This window comes from Symbiopectobacterium sp. (assembly GCF_051710365.1).
In the GTDB taxonomy this organism is placed as follows: domain Bacteria; phylum Pseudomonadota; class Gammaproteobacteria; order Enterobacterales; family Enterobacteriaceae; genus Symbiopectobacterium.
Genome location: NZ_JBPETA010000118.1, coordinates 1 through 10,259 on the forward strand (window position 1 = coordinate 1; position 10,259 = coordinate 10,259).

The window sequence follows — 10,259 nt, forward strand, 5'->3', positions numbered from 1 at the left end:
CTTGTTATAGGAGGGCCAGTTAGTGATTTTAAAATTTTGTTTTGCCATGGAGACCTGATTTTGAAACAACTATGGTGATCTGTTCCGATGATTACCCAAACTTTCTATTTATTCAACAAAGCCTGTAACATCATAAAGCAGTCGTATACTTATTCTGTTGCAGAGGAAGCAATAAGGGTTACTTACACAGTCACAATTCATTGAATGATTTCTGCTCATCAACACTGTGATCTTATGGTTATGCAGAGTAACCATAAGATCCGTGTTGGCAGTGGTAACTTTAGCTTCCCTTTGCTGGTGAGTGCTCCACTTCCGTTACCAAGCGGCTTTTTTGTGCAAAACGTCAAAAAGCCATGCATAAGTGAAATCCTTGCAAAAACGCTAAAAAAATCCTGATTTCCCTCAGCACCATAACGATAAGATATTTCACTAAAGCAGCAGGCATGCGGGCTTGTGGGAGTTATCCACTACTTCTGTGTATAACCATGTGTATTAGGTTTAGAAAAACGGTGGCAAGCGAGGATTGGCGCGGGTTTTGGTTGAGTTGATGTGATTCTCTGCTTTTTTGTTTAATTGATATAAATCAGTAAGTTAATTAAAATCAAGTCTCGATTTACCTCTGGCTGATGGTTGCATGTTTTTACAGCACAGGTCTAACCACTTTGTTAAGTTAAATACGCATTCTGGGGATAAATAGCACATTTTTAACTAGATAAATGCGTAACGCTGTGTTAGCGCTTTTCGCGCTCGCTTTCCCCTTTCCAACCTTCTACGCTGGCCGAAGATTTACTCCGCGCATCATTTTCGCCAACAAATGACTGGATGCTGTTTTTATATCCAGTATACTGTGGGTAAACGAATTTCTGAGGCGCACTGTTAGTGCTATGCTTGACGCCTCACACTATTGTTGAATGTTACTGTGCGTTGCCTGGTTTCGCGACGCTTGGTCCACTTTCTGGCAGGTTGTTCATGAGCAAACCCTTTAAACTGCACTCCGAGTTTACCCCCTCAGGCGATCAGCCTGAAGCGATCCGTCTGCTGGAAGAGGGACTGGAGGCAGGGTTGGCACATCAGACGTTGCTGGGGGTAACCGGTTCGGGAAAAACCTTTACCATTGCCAACGTGATTGCGGATCTAAACCGCCCCACCATGGTGTTGGCGCCCAACAAAACGCTGGCGGCGCAACTCTATGGTGAGATGAAAGCGTTTTTCCCTGATAACGCGGTTGAGTATTTCGTCTCTTACTATGATTACTACCAGCCCGAAGCCTATGTACCCAGCTCGGACACTTTTATCGAGAAAGACGCGTCGGTTAACGAGCATATTGAACAGATGCGTCTGTCAGCCACCAAAGCGCTGCTGGAGCGGCGCGATGTGGTGGTGGTGGCGTCGGTCTCTGCTATTTATGGGTTGGGCGATCCCGATCTCTATCTGAAAATGATGCTGCACCTGACGGTCGGCATGATTATCGATCAGCGCTCGATTTTACGCCGACTGATCGAACTGCAATATTCGCGCAACGACCAGGCCTTTACGCGTGGTACTTTCCGTGTGCGCGGCGAAGTGATTGATATTTTTCCGGCAGAATCCGATGAGATTGCGTTGCGCGTCGAGCTGTTCGATGAAGAAGTTGAACGCCTGACGCTGTTCGATCCGCTCACTGGCCAGCAGCTACAAACGGTGCCGCGCTATACCATCTACCCGAAAACCCACTATGTGACGCCGCGTGAGCGTATTCTTCAGGCGATGGAAGATATCAAGGTGGATCTCGCTGAGCGCCGCAAGATATTGTTGGAAAACAATAAACTTCTGGAAGAACAGCGGCTGACACAGCGTACTCAATTCGATCTTGAGATGATGAACGAACTCGGTTATTGCTCCGGTATCGAAAACTATTCGCGCTATCTCTCTGGACGCGGGCCGGGCGAGCCTCCGCCAACGTTGTTTGACTACCTGCCTGCCGATGGATTGCTGGTGATCGATGAGTCCCATGTGACTATCCCGCAATTGGGCGGCATGTACCGCGGTGACCGGGCGTGTAAAGAAACGCTGGTCGAATATGGTTTTCGTCTGCCGTCAGCGTTGGACAACAGACCGATGAAGTTTGAGGAGTTTCAAGCGCTCGCACCGCAAACCATCTATGTTTCGGCGACACCCGGCAATTACGAACTGGAACATTCCGGCGGTGATGTCGTCGATCAGGTGGTACGCCCTACGGGACTGCTTGACCCGCTACTGGAAGTGCGTCCGGTAGCGACGCAGGTGGACGATTTGTTGTCTGAAATCCGCAAACGCGTTGCGTTGAACGAGCGCGTGCTGGTCACCACCTTAACCAAACGTATGGCGGAAGATCTCAGCGAATACCTGGAAGAACACGGTGAGCGCGTGCGTTATCTGCACTCGGGCATCGATACCGTCGAGCGCGTTGAAATAATCCGCGACCTGCGACTGGGCGAATTTGATGTGCTGGTGGGTATCAACCTGCTCAGGGAAGGGTTGGACATGCCAGAGGTGTCACTGGTAGCCATCCTCGACGCTGACAAAGAGGGCTTCCTGCGTTCGGAACGCTCCTTGATTCAGACCATCGGCCGTGCCGCACGTAACCTTAATGGTAAAGCCATTCTGTATGGCGACAAGATAACGCCTTCGATGCAGCGTGCCATTCAGGAAACGGAGCGGCGACGCGAGAAGCAGCAGGCGTACAACGAAGCGCACGGGATTGTGCCTACCGGTCTTAACAAGAAAATTGACGATATTTTGCAGTTGGGGCAACCGACGCCAAAAGGCAAAGGGCGTACCGGTCGTAAAGCCGCTGAGCCTGCCGCAGAATATCATGCACTGACGCCAAAAGCGCTGGAGCAGAAGATTCGTGAACTGGAAGGCAAAATGATGAAGCATGCGCAGAATTTGGAGTTCGAAGAGGCTGCGGCATTGCGTGACCAGATTCATGCCTTACGTGAGCGATTTATCGCCGCATTCTGATTTCCCTGTGGAGCAAGGAGCCTACATGACATTTTCTATACCCGATGTAGATGTACTGTTTATCGCGGGCTTCGGCCCGATCGTTGCGGACGCGGTGGCCAGTCGATCGCTCTATCTGGACACGTTACATTTGCCGCTTAAACCGTTGGGAGAATCGAGCGATTATCTGGTCGCCGATACGCTCGATGGGGTGAAACACTTTGCGCTGTGGCCGTTGGCGCAGGCGAGCCACTCCTGCTTCGGCACTGAGCACTGGCCGGATGATGTCACCGTGCCGCAAACCTGGTTGGAGTTTGAGGTTGCTGATATGGTGGCCTCCACGGCTGCGGTTAAACGGACGGGATATACCTTGCTGGTAGATAACCGACTCGAACCGTGGGGGCAGTGGGTGACGCGTTTCCTTAGCCCGGAAGGCATTTTGGTTGGCGTTACCCATACGCCGTGGCTGCGCGGGGAATAGCCCTCGGCTGTAGTACGGTTAGCCCAGACGTTGCAGGGTAATTTCCAGCGCCTGGCGCAACAGTTCGCGATCGTGATGGTGCGGCACGTCGGCCGCGCTTAATGGCTGCTGCACGATGAGACGATCGTTGATGCCCTGCACCGAGGTGTGTGGACTAACGATAACCGCATCCACCACTTTACGCCCCACCTTGTTTTCGATCATGGCGAGCTTTTGTGCTAGCGTCATATGGGCAGCGGCCTGATTGAGTTCTCGTCCCAGATTGCCGATATAGACCATCTGCGCTGGCGTGCGACGCAGGGCACGCGCCAGATCGTCCAGCAACAGCAGAGGCATCAGGCTGGTCAGAAAGCTGCCTGGACCAATCAGGATCACATCGGCCTGGTCGATGGCATCAATCGCTTCCTGCGTCGCCTTGACCACTGGGTGGAGTTGCAGTTCCTGTGGTAGTGCATTCAGATTGTCTATTTGCACCTCACCGTAGATCTGGTTTCCTCCGGTGTCGGTAGCGACCAGATCGACAGGATGTTCTGACATCGGGATCAGTACCGCATCCACTTTCAGCAGTCCACGAATCAGGTTAATGGCTTCCAGCGGCCGCACGCTCAGATGATCCAGCGCTTTGAGCATCAGGTTGCCCAGATTGTGCCCGGCGAGTTCGCCGCTGCCGGTGAAGCGATATTCAAACATGGCGGAGGCCACGCTCGGGCTGGTGATCAGTTGATTCAAACAGTTGCGCATGTCCCCCCAGGCGATGCCACCCTCTGCGCGGCGGATCCTTCCCGTCGAACCGCCGTTATCGGTGGTCGTCACAATGCCGGTGAGTCGTGAACCCAATGAGGAAAGTGATGACATGACGCGACCGAGGCCGTGCCCGCCACCCAGCGCGACAACCTTGTCGAGATCGGTTAACGTGCGATTGCGCATAGAGACCTTTTGCAAAAGAGGGGGAATTCACGTGGCTAAGGTAGCTGATTTCTCTCATAAAGGCGAAAAAAACCAAAAATCTTTGCCTCAGGATGAGTTACGACAATTTTTTCCGCCTCTTTTCGACTATGCTGAAGGCCTGTGGAAGAGAAAAAACCTTTATATATACGCTATATACATAAATATATAACGAATATCTGGGTGACGTAATGCGTGAGTAACGTTAGACTCTTCTTTGATGAAATCAAACTCCTAGCCTTTGTGCCTAAGTGATGTGGCAGTGACTGCGTCATAGGGTGCTCTGGCCGTGGCCCTTGAGGTCACCAGGGTGCAGGGGAGAAATGCCCGCGCCTCCCGAATTTGGAAAGGTGTTTATGCTAAGTCAATTGAAGGATGCGTTTGCGCGCAAGTTTTATTATTTGCGCCTTTCGATCACAGATGTATGCAACTTTCGTTGCACCTACTGTTTGCCTGATGGCTATCAGCCTTCTGGCGCACCCACCAAGCGTTTTCTCTCTCTGGATGAGATCCGTCGGGTCAGCCGCGCTTTTGCTGCGCTCGGTACGGAAAAAGTGCGTTTAACCGGGGGAGAACCTTCGTTAAGACGCGACTTTGTCGAGATTTTAGCTGCCATCCGAGAAAATCCTTCGATCAAAACCCTGGCGGTGACCACCAATGGCTATCGGCTGGCGCGCGATGTAGCAATATGGCGCGATGCCGGGCTAACCGCGCTGAATGTCAGTGTCGATAGTCTGGATGCGCGTCAGTTCCATGCGATCACCGGGCAGGATAAGTTTCATCAGGTGATGGCCGGGATCGATGCCGCTTTTGACTGCGGTTTTGCCAAAGTCAAAGTGAATACCGTGCTGATGCGTGACGTGAACGATAATCAACTGAATGCGTTCCTGCACTGGATCAAGGACAGGCACATCCAACTGCGTTTTATCGAACTGATGGAGACCGGAGAGGGAAGGGGGCTGTTTGCCCGTCACCATCTGCCCGGAACGGTCATTCGCGACAAATTGTTGGCTCAGGGCTGGCAACTGGCGCCGCGCGGCCGCAGTGATGGGCCAGCCCAGGTGTTTCGGCACGATGATTATCAGGGCGAAATTGGCCTTATTATGCCCTACGAGAAAGATTTTTGCCTGAGCTGCAACCGTCTGCGCGTGTCCGCCGTGGGTAACCTGCACCTGTGCCTGTTCGGCGAGCAGGGCATTCCCTTGCGCGATCTGTTGGCGGAAGATAGCCAAATGGACGATCTGGCGCTGCGTATTGCGGGTGGGTTATCGCTGAAAAAACAGACCCACTTCCTGCATGATGGCAACAGCGGCATAACGCAGAACCTTTCTTTTATCGGTGGCTGATAGCTACTCTAGCGATTTTCCGTGTTAAGAGGTGTGTGATATGAGCAAGGTCAGTGATGACTTTATTCCGCTGCAAATTGCAGTTTTGACCGTTTCTGCCCGTCGTACCGCGCAAGATGATACCTCGGGTGACTATTTGCGCGAAGCTGCGCAGGAAGCTGGGCACCAGATTGTGGCCAGCGCCATCGTCAAAGAGAACCGCTACCAGATTCAGGCGCAGGTTACTGCCTGGATTGCCAGCGAGACGGTGCAGGTAATTCTGATCAATGGTGGCACTGGTTTCACTGCGAGTGATGTCACGCCAGAAGCCATCTCCCCGCTGTTCGATCGCTCGATTGATGGTTTTGGTGAACTGTTTCGCATGGTCTCCTATGAGGATATCGGCACCGCCACCATTCAATCCCGTGCGGTTGCAGGTCTGGCAAACCAAACGGTTATCTTTGCCGTGCCCGGTTCGACACGTGCGTGTCGCACTGCCTGGGAACGTATCATTCAGGAACAGTTGGATGCCCGGCAAAAACCGTGCAATTTCTTCCCCCATTTAAAGAAATCGAATTAATCATGTCATCTCAGTTCACCCATATTAATGCTGCCTGCGAAGCCACCATGGTGGATGTGTCAGCAAAAGCCGAAACGGTGCGCGAGGCGCGTGCGGAAGCCTTCGTCACGCTGTCAGCGCAAACACTGTCGATGATTATTAATGGGCAGCACCACAAAGGTGATGTGTTCGCCACCGCGCGCATTGCCGGGATTCAGGCGGCTAAACGCACCTGGGAACTGATTCCTCTGTGCCATCCTCTGCTGTTAAGCAAAGTTGCCGTTGAGCTGACGGCCGAGCCTGAGCACAACCGGGTGCGTATCGAATCGCTGTGCCGCTTAACCGGCAAAACCGGGGTGGAGATGGAAGCGCTGACCGCTGCCTCGGTAGCCGCGTTGACCATTTATGACATGTGTAAAGCGGTGCAAAAAGACATGATTATCGGCCCGGTGCGTTTGCTGGCAAAAAGCGGTGGTAAATCCGGCGATTTTCAGGCGGAGGTGCAATGATTAACGTGTTGTTTTTCGCGCAGGTTCGCGAACTGACGCAAACGGATTCGCTTAGCCTTCCTGCGAAATTTTCCAGCGTGGAGGATTTGCGCCAGGCGTTGGTCACACGCGGTGAACGCTGGGCGCTGGCGTTGGCGTCCGGCAAATTGCTTACAGCCGTGAACCAGACGTTGGTCGAGCTCTCACACCCACTACGCGATGGTGATGAAGTGGCATTTTTTCCACCGGTAACCGGAGGCTGATGATGCCAGTGAACCCACAACCTGAAACCCGTATTGAGGTCGGCACCGCACCGTTTGACGTGGTGCTGGCCTATCAGTGGCTGGCGCAATGTGACGAAGACGGTGCAGTGGTCACGTTTACCGGTAAAGTGCGTAACCACAATCTGGCTTCCGACGTGAGTGCATTGACGCTGGAGCACTATCCGGGGATGACAGAGAAAGCGTTGGCGGAGATCGTTGGGCAAGCCAGAGAACGCTGGGCATTACCGCGTGTCTATGTGATCCACAGTGTTGGACCGCTCTATCCCGGCGATGAAATCGTGTTTGTGGGCGTTAGCGCTGCACACCGTCAGGCGGCCTTTGACGCTGCGCAATTTATCATGGATTACCTGAAAACCCGTGCGCCGTTCTGGAAACGGGAAGTGACGCTGGAGGGCGAGCGCTGGGTGGATGCGCGTGACAGTGACCATGCCGCTGCTGAACGTTGGTAATTAACGCTCGCTGGTTTTCACCTCTTTCATTCGATTAACGTTCGTTGAAGCTGGCGTGATTTTCGCCACATGCGATATCGCGCCATGTGATACACTTGTCAATGGTGGGCGATGCACGCCCGAGTCACAATCTCTGTCTGCGGTGCCAGACAGCAACGTAAGGGTAGTATCATGGATCGGTTCCCTCGTTCAGGCGATTCGATAGTCGAACGCGCTAATAGCGGCCTTCAGGCTTATATGGCGCAGGTTTATGGCTGGATGACCTGCGGTTTATTGCTGACGGCGTTTGTTTCCTGGTATGCGGCGCAATCCCCCGCGATAATGAATTTCGTCTTTTCCAGTCGGATTACCTTTTTCGGACTGATCATTGCTCAGTTGGGGTTGGTGTTCGTGATTTCCGGCATGGTGCAGCGCTTGAGTGGTAGCGTGGCGACAGGGCTGTTTATGCTCTATTCGGCGTTGACCGGATTGACGCTCTCCAGCATCTTTATCCTCTATTCAGGGCAATCGATCGCCAGCACCTTTGTCATTACGGCAGGGATGTTCGGCGCCATGAGCCTGTATGGTTACACCACCAAACGCGACCTGAGCGGCCTGGGCAGCATGCTGTTTATGGGCCTGATCGGTATCGTGCTGGCGTCGTTGGTCAATATCTGGTTGAAAAGCGATGCCTTGATGTGGGCTGTGACCTATATCGGCGTGGTGGTGTTTGTGGGTTTGACGGCCTACGACACGCAAAAACTGAAAAATATCGGTGAGCAACTCTCTGCTGACGACCGCGACAGTTTTCGGAAATATGCCATCGTGGGCGCATTGACGCTTTACCTGGACTTTATCAACCTGTTCCTGATGCTGCTGCGCATTTTCGGCAACCGCCGCTAAGACGCAACACAACACATGGCCCTGTGCGTTATACGTGCGGGGCTTTTTTTTGGGCGCAACCTAGCCATTACCGCATGGTTGATGTTGAAAATTGTAACCTACTTGGTGATTATGTTTTGATGGCTGTAACCTAATGAGTTACAATTTTATTTATGATGAGCATGGATGCGCAGATGGAAAAGTCAGGGCAACACGATCGGCGCTTGCTTCAGCTGACGAACTGAATCTCGATTTTGATGGCATGTGTGCAGTCATAATGGCGCTGACCTGTCAGGATTTTTACAAGAGTATGACTACATACCACGATCATACGGTGTGGCAGGATGTGTACCGCCCGATGATAAAGGGTATCAGGTTTTATATGAAAGTGACGGTACTCGATGATGTACTCATCGTCTCATTTAAGGAGAAGTAGAATGAAATGTCCTCAGTGTGGCGGTGCCGAACTGGAACAACGTGTAAAAGATGTTCCCTATTCATGGCGTGGCAAAAAAACGATTTTGCAGCAAATCCGTGCGTTGCATTGCCCTAAGTGTGGTGAAGCGGTGATGGATAAAGCCGAGTCGGCCGAGTACATGGCAAAAGTGGTCGAGTTTAAGAATTCGATTATTAATGATACGGTTAAACCGGCGTATATCATGAACGTGCGAAAGAAACTCGAATTATCGCAACGAGAAGCAGGGCGGATATTTGGTGGCGGTGATAACGCATTTTACCGGTATGAAGCGGGAAAATCGCAGCCCCATCCTTCTACGGTGAAATTGCTGAAACTTCTCGATCGCCACCCTGAGTTACTCAATGAAATTTGTGGTTGAGTTGAGCAAAAATCGATGATGCTTCACGACATCTTTCGTCTGAACAGCCCATAGGCCGCGCTGCCGGTAGTCGCAGTGATAGCCAGCAGTGGCCACAAGCTGTGCCATACCACGCTGAAATCGGCCCCTTTGAGGTAAATCTGCTTGGTGATGTCAGTAAAATGGCGGATGGGGTTTACCCAGTTCAGATTCTGTAACCACAGCGGCATGTTTTCCACCGGAGAGACGTAGCCTGAGAGCAAGATGGCGGGCATCAGAAAGACAAATACGCCGATAAACGCCTGCTGCTGCGTGGCGCACAGCGACGAAATCAGTAAACCAAATCCCACAAGAGACAAGCCGTACAGCAGCATCGCGGCATAAAACAGCAGCAGTGAACCAGCAGAATCTGGTAAGCGAAAATCCCTGCCAGCAGCACGATGGTAGCCTGACCGGTAGCGACAATCAGCGCCGGGACCGCTTTACCAATAAAAATTTGCCAGGTTGCCAGCGGCGATACCAGCAGTTGGTCGAGTGTACCCTGTTCACGCTCGCGCGCTACAGAAAGCGCAGTCACAATCAATACGCCGATGGTCGTGATCATGGCGATAAGCGAAGGCACCACAAACCACTTGTAGTTCAGATTCGGGTTATACCAGTGACGCACTACCAGTTCGCTCTGGTTGTTGCGCGTTTTTCCCACCATCAGCTCCCGTTCATATTCCTGAACAATCTGCTGTATATCATTTGCTGCAATTTGCGCGCTGTTAGAACGCCATCCATCCAGAATGACCTGAAGCGAGGTGCTGTTGCCGTTGGTAAGGTCGCGGGAGAAGTCGGGTGGAAACCGTACCAGCAATAACGCTTTCTGGTTATCGATAGTTGGCGCGATGGCCTGGGGGCTGCGTAGCGTTAACACCTGTGAGAAGGTGCGCGCGTTGGCGATGCGCTGTGTCAGTTCAATCGAGGCTTTGTTGAATAAATAGAAAGTTTGGGTAATCATCGGAACAGATCACCATAGTTGTTTCAAAATCAGGTCTCCATGGCAAAACAAAATTTTAAAATCACTAACTGGCCCTCCTATAACAAGG

At 52.1% G+C, this 10,259-nt stretch carries 11 protein-coding genes, 1 pseudogene and 1 riboswitch; of the genes and pseudogenes, 10 read left to right on the top strand and 2 right to left on the bottom strand.

Annotation, left to right across the window (positions count from 1 at the left end; all coding sequences use genetic code 11):
* The first annotated feature begins 969 nt into the window (after positions 1-969).
* Positions 970-2,982 carry an excinuclease ABC subunit UvrB gene (gene uvrB, locus ACTBDZ_RS11510; RefSeq protein ID WP_438815407.1) on the top strand — a complete coding sequence of 671 codons (2,013 nt, stop codon included), beginning with the start codon at positions 970-972 and terminating at the stop codon, positions 2,980-2,982.
* Positions 2,983-3,007: 25 nt separating this feature from the next.
* Positions 3,008-3,442, top strand: coding sequence for a glyoxalase (locus tag ACTBDZ_RS11515; RefSeq protein WP_438815408.1), 435 nt, complete (start codon positions 3,008-3,010; stop codon positions 3,440-3,442).
* 18 nt (positions 3,443-3,460) lie between these two features.
* On the opposite strand, the gene ACTBDZ_RS11520 is transcribed toward ACTBDZ_RS11515, so the two are convergent.
* Complete coding sequence (locus ACTBDZ_RS11520; RefSeq protein ID WP_438815409.1) at positions 3,461-4,369, bottom strand: gluconeogenesis factor YvcK family protein; 909 nt, start codon at positions 4,367-4,369, stop codon at positions 3,461-3,463.
* Between the two features lie 237 nt (positions 4,370-4,606).
* Positions 4,607-4,756, top strand: a riboswitch (molybdenum cofactor riboswitch).
* Between ACTBDZ_RS11520 and moaA the strand changes: the two genes are divergently transcribed.
* The 8 genes from moaA to ACTBDZ_RS11560 all read left to right on the top strand — a co-directional run bounded on the left by moaA (position 4,744) and on the right by ACTBDZ_RS11560 (position 9,189).
* Positions 4,744-5,733 carry a GTP 3',8-cyclase MoaA gene (moaA, locus tag ACTBDZ_RS11525; protein ID WP_438815410.1) on the top strand — a complete coding sequence of 330 codons (990 nt, stop codon included), beginning with the start codon at positions 4,744-4,746 and terminating at the stop codon, positions 5,731-5,733. (Overlaps the previous riboswitch by 13 nt.)
* 40 nt (positions 5,734-5,773) lie before the next feature.
* Positions 5,774-6,292 (top strand): molybdenum cofactor biosynthesis protein B, encoded by a 519-nt coding sequence (gene moaB / locus ACTBDZ_RS11530; protein ID WP_438815411.1) that lies wholly within the window; start codon positions 5,774-5,776, stop codon positions 6,290-6,292.
* Positions 6,293-6,294: 2 nt separating this feature from the next.
* Positions 6,295-6,780, top strand: a complete 486-nt coding sequence (gene moaC / locus ACTBDZ_RS11535) for a cyclic pyranopterin monophosphate synthase MoaC (RefSeq protein ID WP_438815412.1) — start codon at positions 6,295-6,297, stop codon at positions 6,778-6,780.
* Positions 6,777-7,022, top strand: coding sequence for a molybdopterin synthase sulfur carrier subunit (gene moaD, locus ACTBDZ_RS11540; protein ID WP_438815413.1), 246 nt, complete (start codon positions 6,777-6,779; stop codon positions 7,020-7,022). The genes moaC and moaD overlap by 4 nt, the downstream gene beginning before the upstream one ends.
* Positions 7,023-7,024: 2 nt before the next feature.
* Entirely contained in the window at positions 7,025-7,492 is a 468-nt protein-coding gene (gene moaE / locus ACTBDZ_RS11545) for a molybdopterin synthase catalytic subunit MoaE (protein WP_438815417.1), read from the top strand.
* Between the two features lie 171 nt (positions 7,493-7,663).
* Entirely contained in the window at positions 7,664-8,374 is a 711-nt protein-coding gene (locus ACTBDZ_RS11550; RefSeq protein WP_438815414.1) for a Bax inhibitor-1/YccA family protein, read from the top strand.
* A gap of 133 nt (positions 8,375-8,507) precedes the next feature.
* A complete protein-coding gene (locus ACTBDZ_RS11555) occupies positions 8,508-8,789 on the top strand; it encodes a type II toxin-antitoxin system MqsR family toxin (RefSeq protein WP_438815415.1) in 282 nt (93 codons plus the stop codon).
* Between the two features lies 1 nt (position 8,790).
* Positions 8,791-9,189 (top strand): type II TA system antitoxin MqsA family protein, encoded by a 399-nt coding sequence (locus ACTBDZ_RS11560; protein WP_438815416.1) that lies wholly within the window; start codon positions 8,791-8,793, stop codon positions 9,187-9,189.
* Between the two features lie 23 nt (positions 9,190-9,212).
* Here ACTBDZ_RS11560 and ACTBDZ_RS11565 read toward each other — a convergent pair.
* A pseudogene (locus ACTBDZ_RS11565) lies at positions 9,213-10,132 on the bottom strand (ABC transporter permease); the annotation flags it as partial.
* Between the last annotated feature and the right edge of the window lie 127 nt (positions 10,133-10,259).

Coding starts and splice junctions, on each gene's coding strand:
- moaA (WP_438815410.1), top strand. CDS start 4,744: ATGCTAAGTCAATTGAAGGATGCGTTTGCGCGCAAGTTTTATTATTTG.
- ACTBDZ_RS11515 (WP_438815408.1), top strand. CDS start 3,008: ATGACATTTTCTATACCCGATGTAGATGTACTGTTTATCGCGGGCTTC.
- moaD (WP_438815413.1), top strand. CDS start 6,777: ATGATTAACGTGTTGTTTTTCGCGCAGGTTCGCGAACTGACGCAAACG.
- ACTBDZ_RS11555 (WP_438815415.1), top strand. CDS start 8,508: ATGAGTTACAATTTTATTTATGATGAGCATGGATGCGCAGATGGAAAA.
- ACTBDZ_RS11550 (WP_438815414.1), top strand. CDS start 7,664: ATGGATCGGTTCCCTCGTTCAGGCGATTCGATAGTCGAACGCGCTAAT.
- ACTBDZ_RS11520 (WP_438815409.1), bottom strand. CDS start 4,369: ATGCGCAATCGCACGTTAACCGATCTCGACAAGGTTGTCGCGCTGGGT.
- moaE (WP_438815417.1), top strand. CDS start 7,025: ATGCCAGTGAACCCACAACCTGAAACCCGTATTGAGGTCGGCACCGCA.
- moaB (WP_438815411.1), top strand. CDS start 5,774: ATGAGCAAGGTCAGTGATGACTTTATTCCGCTGCAAATTGCAGTTTTG.
- moaC (WP_438815412.1), top strand. CDS start 6,295: ATGTCATCTCAGTTCACCCATATTAATGCTGCCTGCGAAGCCACCATG.
- uvrB (WP_438815407.1), top strand. CDS start 970: ATGAGCAAACCCTTTAAACTGCACTCCGAGTTTACCCCCTCAGGCGAT.
- ACTBDZ_RS11560 (WP_438815416.1), top strand. CDS start 8,791: ATGAAATGTCCTCAGTGTGGCGGTGCCGAACTGGAACAACGTGTAAAA.